Genomic DNA, 18,896 nt, shown 5'->3' with positions numbered 1-18,896 from the left:
GCTTCGAACATAAACACAAGGAGTGAACTTGCGTCCACTCCTATCAATCTACCGTATCATACATAAGTACTCTAAATACTAGTCTAACACTTCTTTCCAATAAATGCAACTGTTTTTTTATTTTTTTGCGTTTTATTTTTAGAAACCACTTTCAGCAGTAACTTCCTACCCGCCAGTGCATAAAATATAGCAATGACTTATAGAAAGAGGCGTATTCATTTGCCAATTAAATTTTTCATTGACCAAGGACATAATCCATCTGGAAATGTAAATGCTGGTGCTGTAGGCAACGGTTTATACGAAGGAGATATCACCTACCAAACAGGCGTCTGGCTTGCAAACCTTTTAAACAATGATCCACGCTTTGAAGCACGTTTATCCAGACCTTCACCTACAACTGTTTTAGGAACCAGTAATACTACCAGCTTAGATGCAAGAGTCCAAGCCGCTAACCTGTGGCCTGCTAATTATTTTATCAGCATTCATTGCAATGCCAGTGAAAATACTGCATTAAATGGGAGCGAAATATATATTTATCAATACTATACTCAGGCAAACTGGCTTGCACAGCGGATTATGATGCAAATGACCAAATTTGCCGGTACTAAGGATAATGGCATCTTTGCCGCTCCAACCTTATATGTATTACGAAAAACTGCCATGCCAGCTTTACTGATTGAGCTTGGATACCTGACTAACTGGAACGATGCACAAAAGCTTTATTATAATTCTTATCCATTTGCGCTGGGAATTTATATGGGTATTTTAGACTATTTTGGGTTTCTTCCACAGTAAAAGTATATTTTTTCTTTTCAAATTGACAAACATTGTAATAATTGGTAATATGATTATATGAATAAGAAGAGTTGTAAGAATAAGGACAAAAAACTCTTCTGGAACAATTATTGCAGAGGATACTGTTACACTTACAGAGGGCAGTGGATATTCAAAAGTATACATAGAAGACGGCTACTTGAACTTGTCTTCCGTAACTGTTTGCTTTAGAGGCAACGATCCAGATTATAGTGCTTATGCAGAAGTAAATTATTATAGTAATTAAAACATAGCTAATTAATTTTTAGGACTGTTATAACTCTTCTTATTTTTTTATGGTTATATTAAACTCTAATATCAAATGAACAAGAGGTAAAAAGAATGCTGATAAAAACATTTAAAATGCAATATAACACGATTATTGAAAGAAAAAATTTTTATATTTTATTTCTAATGCTTTTTGGATATATGCTGCTAAACTTTTTGTACAATGTTTTCAAATACGCAGGCCGAGATGTTGCCGATATGTATCATCCCATGAGACTGCTGTTGTTAGCAAACGGAAGCCCATTCTACCACTTTTTAATGCTATTTTATCCCATTATAGTAATTATTCCTGCTGCTTTTTCATATATCTATGATCAGGATTGTAACGAACAAGTATTTATTCTGTCTAGAGCAGGAAAAATTAATTACTATTTAGCCAAAATGGCTGCTACTTTTTGGACAACCTTTTTAGCTTTTTCAATTCCGTTTTTAACTGAAATAATTTTAAATTGCATTGTATTTCCCGGCAAAGCAGCTGGCCTTTTATCAAATGTGAGTAAATATCAGATTCCTGAATTAGAAGCTGTACATAAATTGTTACTTCCATCCGTATATTCATATTCTATTTGCATTTATGTAATAATTTTTACTGTAATGTTCGGAATTGCATCTGGCATACTTGCCACTTTTGCCTTGGCAGTTTCAATAGCTATAAAGCTAAAATATAAGGCGTTTCTTTTTTTACCAGTATATATACTAGTATATATTTTAAACGAAATGTCTGATATAATTCCACAAATAAACTTTTCAACAAATTACTATTTTTATTTTGATATTTTTAATATTACAGCTAAAAGCTTTATTGGTTATCTAATGTGCCTTCTTTCTATTGCAGGATTATCAATAGTTTTAGTTGTATATAAAGCAAGGAAGGATTCAATATAATGAAAATATATTCTAAATACTTAGTTCTTGCTATCGTAATGGGTATATTACAGACTTTATTCTATTCCAGAACAAATGTTCCCATATTATTTTCTGACTTAATTTTTGTTTTAAGCTTTTACAAACCTATTTTTTATATAACTGCTATTATGGAAATGGTCGCAAAACTAATACCTGCATTTTTATTTCAGATAATATATGGAACTTATATTTATAGACATTTTTGCTCCGCTGGAATTTACTTTTTTTCAAGATGTTCAAATAGAAGAAAATGGTTTCTAAAAGAGGCGTTAAAACTATACGGATACTCAGTTTTATATTTATTTACAATGACATCTGCGAGTACAGCTTTTTGTCTAATAAATTTTGAAGTTCACTTTGATAAAGGCTCTTTATACCTAGTTATTTGTTTTTTAATAATTTATTCTCTTTGGTATTATATTGCAGCACTTAGTATAAATATTATTGCGATTGTAGCAGGAAGTCAATATTCGTTTGTAATTATTGCTGGAGTTCAACTAATTTTAACATTGATGCTAACTATATTTGACACTTGGATGCCCTTTGAAAATAATGTGCCAATGAATAAAATCATACTCCAACTAAACCCTATTTCGCATTTAGTGATTAGCTGGCATAGCAGCAAATTAGCATATATAAACAAACTGATTAACACTTGGAATATTAACTTTAGTTTTAACATTTCTTTTGCTTATTTAGGTCTTATTGCTCTTATATCAACTGTTGTCGGGATTAACATTATTAATAACAAACAATTTATTATTACAAATAACGAAACTGGAGGAATATAATGGAACTACTGGTGAAAAATATTTCAAAAACAATTAGAAACAGAAAAATACTTATAAACAATAGCTTATCCTTAGAAGGTGGACATGTATATGGTATTGTAGGTCGCAACGGTTCAGGAAAAACCATGCTATTTCGGGCAATATCTGGTCTGATGAAAATAGATTCAGGTGAAATTTCTTGTGACGGAAAAATACTGCACCGCGACATTCCAATTTTGCCAAATACGGGAATAATCTTAGAAAATGCAGGCTTATACCCAGAATTTACAGGTATGAAAAACCTAAAGTTGCTAGCACAAATTAATTCTAAAATTGGCGATAATGAGATTGCTGAGGCGATAAGCAGAGTTGGTTTAGATCCTTACGATAAGCGTATTATCAAAAAATATTCTTTAGGAATGAAACAACGAATTGTATTAGCACAAGCTATCATGGAAAAACCAGATATTCTTTTACTTGATGAACCTACGAATGCTTTGGATAATGCTGGTGTTGAGCTTATTAGAAAAATAATTAGGGAAGAAAAGGAACGTGGCGCTCTCATACTCATTGCAAGCCATAATAAAGAAGATATTCAACTTCTGGCTGATCAGGTTTATTTTATGAATAATGGACAGATTATGAATAAGGTGGTGTAAGATATGAAGATAAAAAAATGGAAACTTACTATAATAATTGCATGTGGAATTGCTTTAGTAATAGGATTAATAAAGAAACAAGAATATACCAATATCATGGCAGATGAAAATAATCTTTTTCTATTTTCAGTAGCTCCTTTACATAACGATATGCTTCCCGATTCACTAGATGAATACATAGATTTACTTACAAATAGTCCTATTATTTTAAGAGTCAAGGCTTCTGGCAAAAGAGAATATACCGCAAAAACTATTAAACAGCACGTACAAATAGTCGAAGTTTACAAAGGCACCCATATCAATGAAGGAGAAGAGATTGATATACTAACAACCAGAATGTTTCTTAACTTAGACGATATGACATTAAATTTGGGTTTTACGAATTTACTTAAAAAGGACAATGAGTACTTAGTATTTTTTGATGAAAAAATTAACAGTCCCTACCCAAAAGATAATGTATATCGTATATCAGAATTGCTTATTAATCCTGTTTTTAATTATAGAGATGTTCCAAATACCATTATTGAAAACAAAAGATATGTACCCTATTCCTCTGTATCAGAAAACGAGTTCATGGTAGGTGATTCAGTGTCATTAAAAAAAATACTACTTTTTAAACAAAAATTACTCAGTAAGTATCCACAATAACAAGTGGATACTTACTGAGCATCTTATAGCACGTATTCATATCATAACAGCCTGTAGGGGAATCGAACCCCTGTTTCCGCCGTGAGAGGGCGGCGTCTTGACCGCTTGACCAACAGGCCTCAAGGACAAGACATATGATACAACAAAACAAAGAAAAATGCAAGTACTTTTTTATTTTTTTTTAAATTAATTGCATTATGCTGTTTTGTCAATGTTTATCCTCTGACAGCTACTCACATACCAGCTGTTTCTTCTGTAGCATTTTTAAAATTTTTCATCCTGCACCTCACTTAACCTTTGAATAAGCCTGTCTGTAGCCCAAAAATAAGGATCCCTTGTTTCATAATTTCTATAGTCAGATTCTAAGGAAATAATTAAAAACAAATAAATATCATACCATTTTGCTCTAATCTTCTGATTTTTAGAAAGTTCACATATTCCATATCCCTCCAAAAAACTTTTATCACAATCATGTGTCCGAAACCCAACTTCCATTAACACGTCAGCCCACATACAACGTTCAAAATCTATCAGTCCAGTGATTCTGTTATTTTTCACAAAAATATTTCCCAGCCACAAATCCCAATGAACAAACTTTGGTGTAACAACTTCTTCAAAATAACGCCTGTCTCTTCCTAGTAAATCATGCAATTCTTCCACTGATATCCTGAGATCAACATTCTTTCTCTCTGCATCATAAACCGTATCATCTATCATACTTTTAAAAACATGAAACCAGTTTTCTCCTTGTTTGTCTGGCTGCCCATAATACCCAAACCGTTCTCCCTCTAGCTGATTCAGCATTGCCGAGTATCTGCCAATCTGCTGTTGTATTCCTGCTTTTTCTTCTTCATTCAACTCATTATAGATAGAATTCAAACTTTTTCCTTCTAGTTTTTCCATAAAGAAATATTCTGCGGCGGCGGAGCAATTTTCAAAATAACCTCTTCCCCGTTCTCTAATGTAATGTCATAGGCAACGTTATAAAAACACTCCCTATGTTTATTATTCATCTTTTTTAAATATAACCTGGATCTCTAATACTTCATTACTCATGCCAGCCTGGACACTTCCTCCAAGTTGTTCTGCCAGATGCCTTACTATAGATAATCCAAGTCCAGTGGAACCGCTCCTTGACTTATCTCCTGTGTAAAATCGGTCAAAAATTCTAGTTACATCGATAGAGACCGATTGTCTCACTGGGTTTCGAAAAGATAGTGTTACATCCCTATCAGCCATTATACTTATCTCAATCTGTCCATCCGAATGCTGCATAGCATTCCTAATTAAATTCTGAACAATTCGCAGCACCATTTCTTTATCGCCAGTTACAAAGACCTGCTTTGAATCATTAAAAGAAAGCGATAGTTGACGTTCTTCTAATGTATTGACCACTGCCAATAAGCACTCTGTTACCAGCTTAGTTAAGTTTATTTTCTCTAAATGAATATCTGGTTCTGCATTTATAAGGTAAGAATATTCAAAAAAATGTTCTATCAGCTGTCCCAGTTCTTCGGTATGCTTTCTGGCAATTTTAAGCTTTCGCTGCTGTCCCTCTGATAATGACTCCTGTTCCAGCAGCTGCTGATACCCCTTTATCGCTGTAAGTGGTGTTCTTAAATCGTGAGATATATTAGCAATCAACTCCTTAAACTGCTTTTCTTCACGTATTCCTCTCAGCCGAAAGACTTCCTCTGCTTCCAGACACTTATTCATATTCACAACCAGCTGATTCAGTTCCGAATGTATTAATTCCAGACTGACTGGCTGCCTGGTCTGCTCTCGCAGCCGTTTTTCTAATTGAAAACTGATTCGGCGTATTTGCAGCTTTAGCACATTTATATACACCACTAATATAACTATAATAGTACTTAGAATTCCTATAATATAAGACACGATAGAACTTATCCTTTCACCTGCTCTGCATTTATTTAATATCCGCTTTTCGGAAAAGAACATATGTAACGGCAATCATAATTGCGTAAAATCCGATACTGATACCTGTTATTTTTAACAATTCTCCAGCAGAAGTTTTCATTGTTACGTTAAATATACCGGCAGCATATGGTGTCCATTTCACGATGCTTCCTATTAGCGGAATCTCATCTAATAACCTTATCACCAAATCAATTAGAAAGCAAACTACATTTGCAATCAATATTATAATTCCTGTTTTTCTCATTTTAAACGCAAGAGGAATACAAAAACTTAGTCTTGCTCCATGAACCAGCATGGCGATAAACGAAAGAACAATTATTTTGCAAATTTTAATTACTTCTACCTGCGTACCACCTATCTCCGACAAAATATTTAAAAAGGGGGATATTACAAATGGCATCCCAATCTCGATCCCCATTCCATACGCTGTAACAATTGCTGCCGCATAGGGAATCACTAATGCTGCAATTGCCAGCATATATACAATGGCTTTACTAATAATTACATTGCTTCTTCCATTTCCACAAGCTATTGCGTCATGTATTGTTTTTGAATTGAAATCATGGCAAATAAAAGTTCCTGCCATAAACGGTCCGAGAACAGAAACAATTACAATGTCTCCCAAACCAGATGCACTGCCTCCCACAGAAGCATCTAAGTCTCCAGCAAAGATTTTATGTGCAATATAAATCAGAAAAAAGGCACATACGCACGAAATCAAAAAACATACTTTGGCAGCCCCAGACTTTCTAAGTTTATATAAATCTCCATAGATTAAATTAATCATTTTGTTCTCCCCCTATTACAGAAATAAAATAATTTTCTAATGTATCTCCTCTGACAGAAAAATGAGTTGGAATAATCCCATTTTCAAAAATAGTTTTTGCTACATATTCTTTTTCTTCCAAATATTCATACAACTGAATACTTTTATCTTGCATCACTTTATAGTTCACAGTCTTTAGCTTTGATTCCAATACCTCCGCCAGCTTCTCAGGTTCACGGCATTCAATCCTGATATAATGCTGACAGCTGTCTTCCAGCTCTTCCTGAGTCAATGTCTTCTTTATTTCCCCTTTATCAATAATAATATAGTCTGTGGCAGTTTGGAATAACTCCGGCAGGTTATGACTAGATATTAGAATTGTCATATTCTTTTCCTCACACATCCGCTTAATTAGTTTTCGTATTTCTACTACACCCAGCGGATCTAATCCATTGATTGGTTCATCTAAAATTAAAAATTCTGGATTTCCTAATAGTGCAATGGCAATTCCAAGCCGCTGCTTCATCCCCAAAGAAAAATCTTTTACTTTCTTTTTCCCAACCCCCTTAAGTCCTACCAGTTCAAGAAGCTCCTGATCCAGTTCCTTATTAGGAATCCCTCTCATTATTCGGTGAACTTTTAGATTTTCTGAAGCAGATAATTTTCCTTCTACACCAGGGTATTCAATTAAACAACCTATGCGCTTTAATGCAGACTGCCTTTCCTTCTGATTTGAATGCCCAAATAATTCTATTGTTCCTGCTGTGGGAAAACTAAGTCCCGCAATCATTTTCATTAAAGTGGTTTTTCCAGCTCCATTCTGACCAATTAAGCCGTATATTTTACCTGCCTCCAATGTAATGGAAACATCCTTTAATGCCCAAAAGTTGCGAAAACTTTTTGAGACATTCATTGTTTTCAAAACATACTCTTTCATCATTACCTCCTACCTTCCCGTATCTTATAGTAACATTTTAATAGCAAAAGGTTTAGAAAAAGTTAAGTATACCGGAAAAACAGTTAAGAAAGGGATAACTTTTCAAATCGTCTATGTTTACTCTCTCTCTTTATACAAACGATATCCCAACCCCCATACTGTCTCAATATACTCCTCACAAGGATTTATTTTCTTTAATTTATTACGAAGATTGCTTATATGAGTCTTCACAGCATTATCATCTCCCAAATATTCTTCCTTCCATATATCTTCATATATATTTGCCTTAGAAAACACTTTACCCTTACTTTTTATCAAAAGTTCTATTATCTGATACTCCTTTGACGTCAGATCTAATTCATTGCCTGACAAAGTAATTCGCTTTGTATTTTCATCCAAAACCATATCTTTATATGTAAAAACAGCTTCTATTTTTCTTTGTTTTTGAAAACGACGCAAATTTGCTGCCACACGAGCTGCCACTTCTCCTAAATCAAAAGGCTTTGTAATATAATCATCTGCCCCCAGCTTTAAAAAATCGATTTTTGTACCCACCATATCTTTGGCTGAAATAATGATAACAGGCGTTTCACAAAAACATCTCAACTCTTTTAATATTGCATCTCCACTTTTATATGGAAGCATAATATCTAGTAATATCAAATCAAACACTTCATTTTTTAATGTCTTTGTTCCTGAAATCCCATCAAATACTGATATTACCTCATATCCTTCCTGCTCCAGTGTTTCCGCTAACAACATATTGACATCTTTATGATCCTCTATAATTAATATCTTTTCCATTTTAACCTCCCATTACATGGAAAGCAGCTGTATCTTCTCATAAATGAGTTTTTCGATACAGCCGCTTTCTCTAAATAACTTTTATCAATTATTTTAAATGTTTTTTATAAATCTGTCAAATGCTTCTTGTCCTTCTTTTGTCCGCTTATACACACCCGCATCTTCTAAAACCTGCATAAAAACAAGACCTATCTCCGTTTTAATAATTTCATGGATATTAGAGGCAGTTATTTCCTTGTATTTCGGTAAAAATCCCTCAACCCATTCTGCATGTTTCATTAGAATTTCATTTTCCCAAATTGAACTGTTCTGAAGAACAGCCTGCTCCAATAACTCCATTTCTTCTTTCAGCCTGGCTGGAAGAACTGCTAATCCCATCACTTCAATAAGACCTATATTTTCCTTCTTAATATGGTGAAGCTTTGCATGAGGATGATATACACCTAAAGGATGCTCTTCTGTCGTAATATTATTTCTTAACACTAAATCCAACTCAAAAAAGTTTCCTCTTTTTCTTGCAATCGGTGTAATCGTATTATGCTTTTCGCCATCTGTTTCAGCAAAAATAAACGCTGTCTCATCGGTATAGCTTCTCCATTTATTTAGAATTTGATCTGCTAACTCAATCAACACTTCTGTATTATCAGCCGCTATCCGAATTACTGACATAGGCCAATTTACAATTCCTGCTTTCACTTCTTCATAACCCTTTATTGAAAAATAACGGTCGCACTCTGCCTTTGCCATAGCAAACTGATAATTACCTCCCTGAAAATGGTCATGGCTTAAAATAGAGCCTCCTACAATCGGCAAATCTGCATTTGACCCTACAAAATAATGTGGAAACTGCTTTACAAAATCGAAAAGCTTAGAAAAGGTAGCTCTTTCAATTTTCATTGGAACATGCCTTCCATGAAACACAATACAATGTTCATTATAATACACATAAGGAGAATATTGAAATCCCCACTGGCTTCCATTTATTTGCACTGGAATAATCCGGTGATTCTGCCTGGCAGGATGATTCATTCTTCCTGCATATCCTTCATTTTCCATACACAAGAGACACTTTGGATATCCACTCTGCTTTGCCATTCTCTCCGCAGCAATTGCTTTTGGATCCTTCTCTGGTTTGGAGAGATTAATAGTAATATCTAGCTCTCCATATTCCGTACTGGTAACCCATTTTTCATCCTTGCATACACGATATCTTCTGATATAATCAGTATCCTGGCTAAACTTGTAAAAGAAATCAGTAGCATCCTGAGGTGATTTTTCATATAAGGACCAGAATTTTCTTATAATTTCACTTGGCCTTGCAGTCAAAGTACCCATTACCTTTGTATCAAACAAATCCCGGTATACCACTCCGTCTTCCTTTATCATACCTGCTTCAACTGCATATTTTAACATTTCGTTTAAAATTTCAGGTAAAGCAGCAACTAGTGCTTCTTCTTCCAAATCATTATCTGAAATAAACTGATCCTCTAGATTGATTTCATCTAATTCAAATAGTTCTAATAAACGATTTATGGTATATTGTTTGTCCTCAGGCTCAATTAATCCGCATGCTAAACCATAGGCGGTTAATTTTATAATAGATTTCCTAATCATATTTCCCCCATTCTGCTTCTTTCCGCTGCGTCATAATTTAGGAACGTTTTGGAAAAATGAAGTACTGTTTTATTTGTTTTGTCAACATAGCTGCAACACAAGTCTGCACCCAGGTTGATACATTTTCTTTCTGTAGTGGTGTGGAACACACGCCACTTACAGAATATTTTACACCATTCACTTCGTAAACTAAAGTATATTTTAAAGTTTTTGGCATTGTCCCTTTGCCAAGAAATCCAAAGCTGATACTTCCTTTTTTATTAATTGTCTTAGACCAGCTAGCAGGTATAATGGAAACACCTTTTTTTAATGTATTTGCATCTGCATTCCAAATACTGTCAATCTTAACATTTGTGCTTTTTATTGTAAGCTTCCAATCTGTTATCGGTAAATCTCCTGTATTACTTACAGTAAAATTCATGCAATAACCACCCGTCCAGTCATTACCATTTGCAACAACATCTGCTCCGATACTAGGTTTTGGAGATGGTGTTGGGGTTACTACTGGCGTTGGTGTTACTACTGGCGTTGGTGTTTTTACTGGCGTTGGTGTTTTTACTGGCGTTGGTGTCACTACTGGCGTTGGTGTCACTACTGGCGTTGGTGTCACTACTGGCGTTGGTGTCACTACTGGCGTTGGTGTCACTACTGGCGTTGGTGTCACTACTGGCGTTGGTGTTGGAAGGGCTTTATCTGTTTTAAACAAATAAAAGTCATCCCATGCGCCCCATGCACCCGCCGCAGCACTTGCTGTTACACCTACCGTCAGCGTTCCATCTTCACCAACAAGAATATCTGTAATAGTTGGATTATCCCAAATCTGCCAGCCTGCCACACCGCTATCCTTTGTATACGTGCTGGCTCCTGTTTCTGCATATAACGTAAATACAGCAGTATCACCCGCATCACCACCTTCTAAATAGCCGCTAAGCTGGTAATACCCTGGTTCCAGTCCCGTAACCGTTTGTTTAACTTCGTATATTACTGCTTCGTCATCCCAAAACTTCAAAGAGTAATTTCCAGTTCTTACATTATTTGAATCATTTGTAATAAAAGCTGCCGCTCCGGACAATTCCCATCCCGTATTGCCACTTTCAAATCCCGGATTTACCAAAAGATTTTCTTTTAAAATCGAAAGGGAACATACTGCTGCATATGGTACGCCCTCCAGCAAAATAGTTCCTGAAATCTGATACTTACCAATTCCACTACTTTCAGCTGCCGCTATTTCACTTGCATTCCATGTCACCGACATGTCTTGTGTATCTCCAGTATTAAAAGTAACTTTTAAAGTATCTGGAAGCTCAATCTCACTACCTTCTGTTGCGCTAACTTGTGGAGTTTCAATTTCTTCTATTTTAAGTTCTGCCTTTGCACCTGTATCCACATGTTTGAATACATTTAAAGAAGCCAACGGATTACCTTGCCAATCAAACATCGCCTGATTATCCCAAGAAGAACCACCATACCAGACTCCAGCATCATCTGGATCATATTCTCCAGCATAGCTTGATGCCCAGCCTGAACCATACGCTTCCCACTTTGCCTTGTTAGACTGCAAAACTGTTTCAGCATCAGATGCAGTTTTGTCATATACCTGTACCGGAATCCACGCTGGCTCCCAGTAGAATACACCAATTCCTGCCTCTCCAATGTCAGCCACTGCCTGTATCACATTACGGACAGAATTTGCCTGTCCCTGCACAGAAATAGGATAATCCATTGTCAGCCCTGTACTGTCAGATCTCACATTATTTGTATGGCCATCTCCATCTTCATAAGTATAAGCATATGAGGTTTCCGCAACCATAACTTTTTTTCCATACGTATCTGCTACATTTTTTAATACACTAGTCAAATTTGATAGTGAACCATGCCAGAATGGATAATAAGAAGTTGCAAACACATCATAATCTACGCCATTTGAATTTAAGCTGGCTGCATAACCTGCATATCTTCCAGTCGTTTCCGGATTTGTAAAATGCAATGCAATTAGAATATCTTTACTGTATTCAGTTGAAATACTTCTTATCGTCGATGCACCAGCTTGAAATAAGGCACATTTGTTTACAGTGGAAGTTTCACCTGCAAGACCATTATTTGTCTCATTTCCAATCTGCACCATTCCTACATCTACGCCACCATCTAACAATGTTCTCATAGAATCAGAGGTAAAGGTTCTAATTGCCTCTTCTTTTTGAGCCAGTGTGTATCCTGCCCAAGCCTTTGGTACTTTCTGCTTTCCTGGATCCGCCCAGAAATCACTATAATGATAATCAACTAATACTTTTAATCCTGCGTCCGTCGCCCATTTCCCCATTTTTACTGCTTTTGCCACATCATTGTTTCCACCGCCATAACCATTGCCCTCTGCATCATATGGATTGTTCCATACACGAATACGGACATAGTTTACTCCAGCTTCTTTTAGTAAAGCAAAGAAACCTGCTTCTGTCAAGGTATTGCCATCCCAATCCTTAAAAGTTGCTCCACTTTCTGTTACACTAACAAAAGAAGAAATATCTACACCTTTGATAAAATCCTCGCTCATACCAGTTACTTTCTTTACAAAAATATCAGCTTCTACTGAAGTATCCACTTCCCCCACACTGCCTGTTGTAAGACGTATATCATCTAAACAAACCGTAGTGGAAGCATCTCCCTTTAGAAGTATTCCTATTGTATAGTCAGTTACCGCTGTATTCAGTGTAAATTCCATGGAAAAATCACTCCATGTATTCCATCCTGACACAGTCACTTCTGCTCCACTGGCATCTGCTGTATAAAAGTTTGTTGTTACAGATGGTGCACCCATTGTCTTTCCTGTTAAAGTATACGTTCCTGCTGCCAAAGAACTGATTGTCTGTGTCAGATAAATATTCTGTGTCTCCGTTGCTGTCTCATTTATCCAGAACTTCTGCATGTAGCTTCCCTCTGGAATTGTTAAATATGCATCTCCTGCTTGTCTCTCTTCCGTTACACAATTCCAGTCACAGGAAACACCCCATGTATTATTATCCCAAATGCTTTCTTCAAAGCTTCCATTGGTAATCAGACTGGTATCCTCTGCTTCTACTGACACTAAATCAGGATAAGATAACACAGAAACCACACACAGAAAAGCTGCCATTATTAATGCTATTATCCGTTTATTTTTCTTTTGTCTCATACACATTTCCCCATTTTCACAAAACCTAGTTAACAGTTCAACAAGAGTTTCACAAGGAAAACTCTTATACAGATTCCCTACCTGTCAAAATCCATATCTCGTATTACCTTCAGTGCTGGCAAGGCATTTCCCTGATAATCAAATAATGCCTGATTTGCCCATTCATTTCCGCAAGGTCCTTTATCTTTTATATATTCCAACGATTCCTTGGTTGCCCAGCCAGATCCTTCTACCGGAATCCATGCCGGCTCCCAGTAATAAAATCCTGTTGCTCTTTCATCAGGAATCCTTTTCATACATGCAAATAAATCATTTAAAAAATGACTTTGTCCTTCTGGTGTCATTGGATAAGGAACCTTTTCAGCAAGTTCTTTCTTTGTTGCCATTCCTTTTCTTTCATATGGTGCGAGCCTTTCAAAACTCTCATAATCTTCCAGTGTATATCCCATAGATACCTCTGCAATTATTAAGTCTTTCTGATAACGGACTGCAATATCTTTCATGTTGTTTTCCAGATCCTCCAGTGTTCCATGCCAAAATGGATAGTAGGACAATCCAATAACCTGAAACTCTTCCCCCTGCTCCATAAAGTGATCAAACCACTCCCGATACAATGCATTGTTACCACCGTTGTCTAGATGAATCATAATCGGAATCTCTTTATCAATTTCTCTTACTCCTCTGATTCCAGCATTTACAAAACGTGCAATGTTATCATAATTCGGAACTTTTCCATGTGGCCACAAAAGTCCATTGGACAATTCATTTCCAATCTGAACCATCGTTGGGAATGCCCCTTCTTCCTTTAAGGTACTCATGGTTTCTTTCGTATAAGAAAAAACCGCATCCTCCAGTTCTTCTGTCGTATAGCCAGTCCAAGCCTTTGGAATATACTGTTTTCCAGGATCCGTCCAGAAATCACTATAGTGAAAGTCAAGCAAAAAATCCATTCTTCTGGCTAATGCCCTTTTTGCAAGCTCAATGGTAACCAAAAGATCATTTGTACCTGCACCATAAGGCATTCCCTCCTCCGAATATGGATCATTCCATAATCGAAGGCGGACAGCATTAGCCCCATAGCTTTGCAAAATAGCAAGAGCATCTTTTTCTATTCCATTATCATAAAATTTACCGCCAAGACTTTCAATCTCCTTCAGTGTAGAGATATCCATACCTTTTATAAATTTCTTCATATCCAGCCTTTCCTTCTACTATCCTTAATCAAATTGTGTAATCCGCTTCATCATAGAACGATAACGAAATCTTGCCATTTCATTCTTCTCTAGTACATCTTCTTCTTTTCCTGTGTACTGGCATCTTAAACAATAATATTCGTCTTTTTCTTTATCATAAAACATATCAATGTCCAAATCCCTCATAAAGCAAGATGGACATCTGTAATTTAATCTGCCTTTTCCAGCTTGAGCCATGATGCAAATACCTCCTTGTCTGACAAAGTTGTTGTATAGCCTATTGTAAACATTGGTGAGAACGCATATCCCTCTTTTATATACCCCTTTACATCCTCTTTACCTGCTGTCATAGAAACCTTCGTTTCAATTGGAGGGATAACAGCTTCTACTTTTTTTGCTCCCACTAATTCTTCCTCACGGCATTTATAAGCATAAGCAATCTCTTTCTTTTCCTTTTCACCAAAACAAGATAATGTAATTGGTGTCATATCTTCTGGATATTCGGTTGTTCCGTAACAGGCTACCATGTACTCATTTAATTCCACTTTTGCGTCTGGATCACTCATTTCTAGAATTGTTCTTTCTATTTTAATATCTGAGTTTCCTTCTTCAAAATAAATCTTTGTCTGAAGCTTTACCGTTAATTTATAAAACTCAATATCCACAGGCTCCAGCGTAAGAATTCTTATTTTTCTACCATTTTCAACAGCTTCTTCACTAAATTTTGCTTTTGTCCGGCAAAGGCAAAGATCCACTTCTTCTCCATTATAAGTTAACTTTGCACTACGAACTGTACCCTCTCCAGCATAATGGGTAAAATATCCAGCACGGTATTTTTCTTGAATAAGAAATGGATAGGACGCATCCTGCACATGCTTTGTCCCAATACCAACCTCCCATTTCAGCTTAGCTGCATAAGGTCTTAAATCCACAATGGCACCACCCTGATCCATATTGACACAAGCACGCATAAATGGATCACAGTACCAGAACAGTTGCTTTTCAGATCCATATAAAATATCTTTCCATAAGGCACATTCTGGTTCTGTATAAGTTTTCTTTTCACGATAGTAGTCTGCAAATTCAGCCATTGTCATATCGTCAAGCTTTCCTTCTTTTTTCAGCTGCCCATAATAAGCCATTCCATCTTCATAAGATTTTTTCAAAAGCTCATAAGGTGCTTCCCACCGTCCCATTTTATTTAACCAGCCTGGTCCTACAAACATCATATTATAAGAATAACCGTTGTTGTATTTTTCAAGAGAACGATATTGGTCAATTAAATTATACAAATACGGATATTCGCCATCCCTGTAAATCATACCTCTTAAAACATTTTGTGGATGAGTACCAAAATTTGACCCATTTCCATCGTAGCAGGCAAGCAAATCCCTGGAAAGATGTGGTATTGCTACAATTCCACTGTCCTCTGCTTCATTTGCAGCAGGTGCATGGGTATTCTGTTTTGAAGGAATCCATGGGTTCCATGGGCCTCCATCAAATAGCGTATACCATGAGTTGTTGCAGGTATGATATGCCTTTGGTCCTTCTTCCCAACAGGTAGCGACTGCACATTTTACAGTAGGATATTTTTCTTTAATAAAATTCGTCAGTTCCGCATCCATATAATAAGATCCTGTTGATTCTGGATAAAATCCAAAAATTTCATAAAATTTTTCAAAGACATCTTCTACAATTGATTTTTTATCTTCCATAGAAAACATCCAGATGCAAAAATCTTTTGTTTTATATTTATCACGAAATTCTTTACAAGGAAGACCTAGCAAAGAAAGTGCGATTTCATCTCCATAGGTTTCGTGATCCTGCTTTGCTAAAGCAATTGCTTCTTCATTAAACAGACTCGCATAGGTCATTTGGATTGTGGTTTTTAAACCATTCTTATGTGCCGTCTCCTGCTGTAATTTAAAAATATCTAAGGATTCTGTAAGCAGATTTTCCCTACTAATATCTTCTTCTTTACCATGCCCTGTCACTTTTTCCGCATATTCCGGAACCATCTCAGGACGATGGATTATGTTAACAACAAATTTGTCCATGTTTTAAATACTCCTTTATAGTCAAAATATTTTTAGCAAGAAATAAACTTTTCAATTATCCCTTTACAGAACCGCCCGTAATACCTTCCACATAGAATTTCTGCATAATAATAAACAGAATTGAAATTGGTATGGAAATCAATACACCACCTGCACAAAAGCGTGCAAAGTAACTATTAATTAATGTTTTTTCCAACATACTGTAAAGTCCAATGGACACTGTCCAATCTGATGAAATACCTGAATTTAATATGATTTTTGCAAAAATGAAATCCATCCAAGGTGCCAGAAAAGAACTTATTACAGTATATACAATAATCGGTCTTGACAGCGGAAGTACAATTTTCAAAAACACCTTTGCTTCAGAAGCACCTTCCAGCTTTGCCGCTTCTCGCAAAGGAACTGGAACTGTATCAAAAAATCCTTTGGCAACTAAATATCCCAAACCTGAGCTGCCAGAATAAATTAAAATTAATCCAATATGGCTGTTTGTCAGGTTAAATGATTTTAAGATAAAATACACTGCTATCATAGATAAAAACCCTGGAAAAAGATTTAAAATTACCATTAAGTTCATAAGTGGCTTTCTCATATTGAAACGCATACAACTCATAGCGTAACTAACCATCAACACAAATGAGCTGGAAATCATACAAGAAAAAATGGCAATGGTCAATGTATTCATGAACCACCTAGGAAATTGTGATACGGTATCAACATCCCATAAAAGCAATTTATAGTTATTCAGCGTCCATGTGTCCGGGAAAAATTTACTTATATTAATTCCTGGATATCCACTTAGTGAAGTACACACCAGCCAGATAATTGGTATCAGCCAGATAATGGCAAGGAAGGTTAAAAACGCGTGTCTAATTATTGAATTTAATTTATTCATTATTGAAATTCCTCCTCCTTGTCACCTTTTATCATAGAATTAAATGCAAACAATGTAAATGTAGCACAAATGATGAATACGACAATACCGATAACTGATGCCATTTTATAGTTGTAATATTCCTGTGTTAAGCGGTAAAGCCAGGTTACCAGCAAGTCGGTTTCCTTTGCATTTGAATTCGCCAGATACTGATTATGAGTAACAAAAACATCTTGTGTTAACAGATAAATTACATTGAAGTTATTTATATTTGCCACAAATGAAGTTACTAAATAAGGACCTGTTACAAACAGCATATATGGCATAGTAATTTTAAAGAAAATCTGTATTCCATTGGCACCATCAATTTTGGCACTTTCCTTTAAGTCTGCTGGAATATTCATTAATACGCCAGTTGCTATCAGCATTAAATAAGGAATACCAATCCACATATTTATTAGAATAATCATTACCTTTGCCCAATTTGGATCGGATAAGAACGGGATATATGTAAGACTATCCTTAACTAATCCAATTGTTTTTAAGAAATCGGTAAGACCAATTTTAGAACATATTGTATTAACAATACCTAAATCTGCAAAGAAGTTACGAACCAGAAGTAATGTTACAAACTGCGGAACTGCAATTGCAATAATAAATAACGTCCTCCACAATTTTTTTGCTTTTGTTTTCTTGTCATTGATAAGCATTGCAAGCAAAATACCACCAATATAAGTTGTAAAAGTTGCAAAGAATGCCCAGATCAAAGTCCAAATTAATATTTTTGTAAAGGAATATCCAAAGGTTACAGATATTGTTGACGTAAACAGCTGTTTAAAGTTGTTAAATCCTACCCAGGTAAACAATGACGATGGCGGCATATGATTCTGGTCATAGTTGGTAAACGCTACCATAATCATTACTAATAACGGAATTATAGTAAATAAAGTGATTCCTAAGAACGGGAAAAAGAGTAATGTAATATGAAATTTTTGATTCAATAATGCTCTTACATCCTCACGAAAGCTATTAATATGTTTTCCCCTTTGGGAAAGGATTTGAAGTTCTCTTACCTTAATAATGTTCCATAAATAGAGAAAAACAAATACTACAATTGCTATAATACCAATCATACCAAACAGTAATATTTTAAATGAATGGTCATAGTTATTTACTTCATTCTTCATAGTATCAATGTTAAATACCATTTCACGCTCAACGGTTCCCAGCGTAGAAAATTTAGAGATATACGGTATCGCTACGATTACTGTAAAAAGTGCTGCTGCCGCCTGAAATATTGTTGTAATAATACCTTTTATATACTGCTTTCTGCCAAAATAACCTGCTCCCATAATAAGCAGTGACAATTTTACAAAGATATCTCCTTTTACAACAGCATTCCCTATATCACTAAAAAATTTTGCAATTTTTCTGCCTATATTTTTCATAACAAAACTCCT

The 18,896-nt window shown here is 35.6% G+C and carries 17 protein-coding genes and 1 tRNA gene; 5 read left to right on the top strand and 13 right to left on the bottom strand.

All coding sequences use genetic code 11. From position 1 onward, the window contains the following. Positions 1 to 219 precede the first annotated feature (219 nt). The 5 genes from BM305_RS09500 to BM305_RS09480 all read left to right on the top strand — a co-directional run bounded on the left by BM305_RS09500 (position 220) and on the right by BM305_RS09480 (position 4,084). A complete protein-coding gene (locus BM305_RS09500; protein ID WP_092560465.1) occupies positions 220 to 795 on the top strand; it encodes an N-acetylmuramoyl-L-alanine amidase family protein in 576 nt (191 codons plus the stop codon). A 528-nt stretch (positions 796 to 1,323) separates the two neighbouring features. Continuing rightward, complete coding sequence (locus tag BM305_RS09495) at positions 1,324 to 1,986, top strand: hypothetical protein (protein WP_143099154.1); 663 nt, start codon at positions 1,324 to 1,326, stop codon at positions 1,984 to 1,986. Then, a complete protein-coding gene (locus BM305_RS09490; RefSeq protein ID WP_092560463.1) occupies positions 1,986 to 2,798 on the top strand; it encodes a hypothetical protein in 813 nt (270 codons plus the stop codon). Before BM305_RS09495 ends, BM305_RS09490 begins: the two co-directional genes overlap by 1 nt. After that, positions 2,798 to 3,436 (top strand): ABC transporter ATP-binding protein, encoded by a 639-nt coding sequence (locus BM305_RS09485; protein ID WP_330393448.1) that lies wholly within the window; start codon positions 2,798 to 2,800, stop codon positions 3,434 to 3,436. Before BM305_RS09490 ends, BM305_RS09485 begins: the two co-directional genes overlap by 1 nt. 3 nt (positions 3,437 to 3,439) lie before the next feature. Then, positions 3,440 to 4,084, top strand: coding sequence for a hypothetical protein (locus BM305_RS09480; protein WP_092560461.1), 645 nt, complete (start codon positions 3,440 to 3,442; stop codon positions 4,082 to 4,084). A 47-nt stretch (positions 4,085 to 4,131) separates the two neighbouring features. Here the strand turns inward: BM305_RS09480 and BM305_RS09475 are convergent. The 13 genes from BM305_RS09475 to BM305_RS09415 form a co-directional block, all read right to left on the bottom strand. After that, positions 4,132 to 4,203 (bottom strand) — tRNA-Glu (locus BM305_RS09475). Between the two features lie 145 nt (positions 4,204 to 4,348). Next, positions 4,349 to 4,987 (bottom strand): phosphotransferase family protein, encoded by a 639-nt coding sequence (locus BM305_RS09470; RefSeq protein ID WP_092560460.1) that lies wholly within the window; start codon positions 4,985 to 4,987, stop codon positions 4,349 to 4,351. A gap of 102 nt (positions 4,988 to 5,089) precedes the next feature. Then, positions 5,090 to 5,980, bottom strand: a complete 891-nt coding sequence (locus tag BM305_RS09465) for a sensor histidine kinase (protein ID WP_242940509.1) — start codon at positions 5,978 to 5,980, stop codon at positions 5,090 to 5,092. A 31-nt stretch (positions 5,981 to 6,011) separates the two neighbouring features. Further along, the gene (locus tag BM305_RS09460; protein WP_092560458.1) at positions 6,012 to 6,809 is read right to left on the bottom strand and encodes a hypothetical protein; all 798 of its coding nucleotides are present in this window, start codon (positions 6,807 to 6,809) and stop codon (positions 6,012 to 6,014) included. After that, positions 6,802 to 7,725, bottom strand: a complete 924-nt coding sequence (locus tag BM305_RS09455; protein ID WP_092560457.1) for an ABC transporter ATP-binding protein — start codon at positions 7,723 to 7,725, stop codon at positions 6,802 to 6,804. Before BM305_RS09455 ends, BM305_RS09460 begins: the two co-directional genes overlap by 8 nt. Before the next feature lie 117 nt (positions 7,726 to 7,842). Continuing rightward, entirely contained in the window at positions 7,843 to 8,529 is a 687-nt protein-coding gene (locus BM305_RS09450; RefSeq protein WP_092560456.1) for a response regulator transcription factor, read from the bottom strand. A 93-nt stretch (positions 8,530 to 8,622) separates the two neighbouring features. After that, a complete protein-coding gene (galT, locus tag BM305_RS09445; protein ID WP_092560455.1) occupies positions 8,623 to 10,143 on the bottom strand; it encodes a UDP-glucose--hexose-1-phosphate uridylyltransferase in 1,521 nt (506 codons plus the stop codon). 37 nt (positions 10,144 to 10,180) lie between these two features. Next, positions 10,181 to 13,312 (bottom strand): glycosyl hydrolase 53 family protein, encoded by a 3,132-nt coding sequence (locus BM305_RS19650; RefSeq protein WP_177214662.1) that lies wholly within the window; start codon positions 13,310 to 13,312, stop codon positions 10,181 to 10,183. Between the two features lie 77 nt (positions 13,313 to 13,389). Next, positions 13,390 to 14,505, bottom strand: a complete 1,116-nt coding sequence (locus BM305_RS09435; protein ID WP_092560453.1) for a glycoside hydrolase family 53 protein — start codon at positions 14,503 to 14,505, stop codon at positions 13,390 to 13,392. A 24-nt stretch (positions 14,506 to 14,529) separates the two neighbouring features. After that, positions 14,530 to 14,742, bottom strand: a complete 213-nt coding sequence (locus BM305_RS09430) for a hypothetical protein (RefSeq protein WP_092560452.1) — start codon at positions 14,740 to 14,742, stop codon at positions 14,530 to 14,532. Further along, positions 14,715 to 16,562 (bottom strand): hypothetical protein, encoded by a 1,848-nt coding sequence (locus BM305_RS09425; protein WP_092560451.1) that lies wholly within the window; start codon positions 16,560 to 16,562, stop codon positions 14,715 to 14,717. Before BM305_RS09425 ends, BM305_RS09430 begins: the two co-directional genes overlap by 28 nt. A 55-nt stretch (positions 16,563 to 16,617) precedes the next feature. Beyond that, positions 16,618 to 17,457 (bottom strand): sugar ABC transporter permease, encoded by an 840-nt coding sequence (locus BM305_RS09420; RefSeq protein ID WP_092560450.1) that lies wholly within the window; start codon positions 17,455 to 17,457, stop codon positions 16,618 to 16,620. Continuing rightward, complete coding sequence (locus BM305_RS09415; RefSeq protein WP_092560449.1) at positions 17,457 to 18,884, bottom strand: carbohydrate ABC transporter permease; 1,428 nt, start codon at positions 18,882 to 18,884, stop codon at positions 17,457 to 17,459. Before BM305_RS09415 ends, BM305_RS09420 begins: the two co-directional genes overlap by 1 nt. Positions 18,885 to 18,896: the final 12 nt, after the last annotated feature.

This window comes from Anaeromicropila populeti (assembly GCF_900112775.1).
In the GTDB taxonomy this organism is placed as follows: domain Bacteria; phylum Bacillota; class Clostridia; order Lachnospirales; family Lachnospiraceae; genus Anaeromicropila_A; species Anaeromicropila_A populeti.
Note: the sequence above shows the minus strand (reverse complement) of the source record. Positions and strands in the feature narration are given on the sequence as shown.

Bases quoted from the DNA above. Each gene is read 5' to 3' on its own strand.
- BM305_RS09430 (WP_092560452.1), bottom strand. From the start codon at position 14,742: ATGGCTCAAGCTGGAAAAGGCAGATTAAATTACAGATGTCCATCTTGC.
- BM305_RS09470 (WP_092560460.1), bottom strand. From the start codon at position 4,987: ATGGAAAAACTAGAAGGAAAAAGTTTGAATTCTATCTATAATGAGTTG.
- BM305_RS09455 (WP_092560457.1), bottom strand. From the start codon at position 7,725: ATGAAAGAGTATGTTTTGAAAACAATGAATGTCTCAAAAAGTTTTCGC.
- BM305_RS09425 (WP_092560451.1), bottom strand. From the start codon at position 16,562: ATGGACAAATTTGTTGTTAACATAATCCATCGTCCTGAGATGGTTCCG.
- BM305_RS09450 (WP_092560456.1), bottom strand. From the start codon at position 8,529: ATGGAAAAGATATTAATTATAGAGGATCATAAAGATGTCAATATGTTG.
- BM305_RS09485 (WP_330393448.1), top strand. From the start codon at position 2,798: ATGGAACTACTGGTGAAAAATATTTCAAAAACAATTAGAAACAGAAAA.
- BM305_RS09460 (WP_092560458.1), bottom strand. From the start codon at position 6,809: ATGATTAATTTAATCTATGGAGATTTATATAAACTTAGAAAGTCTGGG.
- BM305_RS09490 (WP_092560463.1), top strand. From the start codon at position 1,986: ATGAAAATATATTCTAAATACTTAGTTCTTGCTATCGTAATGGGTATA.
- BM305_RS19650 (WP_177214662.1), bottom strand. From the start codon at position 13,312: ATGAGACAAAAGAAAAATAAACGGATAATAGCATTAATAATGGCAGCT.
- BM305_RS09480 (WP_092560461.1), top strand. From the start codon at position 3,440: ATGAAGATAAAAAAATGGAAACTTACTATAATAATTGCATGTGGAATT.
- BM305_RS09420 (WP_092560450.1), bottom strand. From the start codon at position 17,457: ATGAATAAATTAAATTCAATAATTAGACACGCGTTTTTAACCTTCCTT.
- BM305_RS09435 (WP_092560453.1), bottom strand. From the start codon at position 14,505: ATGAAGAAATTTATAAAAGGTATGGATATCTCTACACTGAAGGAGATT.
- BM305_RS09415 (WP_092560449.1), bottom strand. From the start codon at position 18,884: ATGAAAAATATAGGCAGAAAAATTGCAAAATTTTTTAGTGATATAGGG.
- galT (WP_092560455.1), bottom strand. From the start codon at position 10,143: ATGATTAGGAAATCTATTATAAAATTAACCGCCTATGGTTTAGCATGC.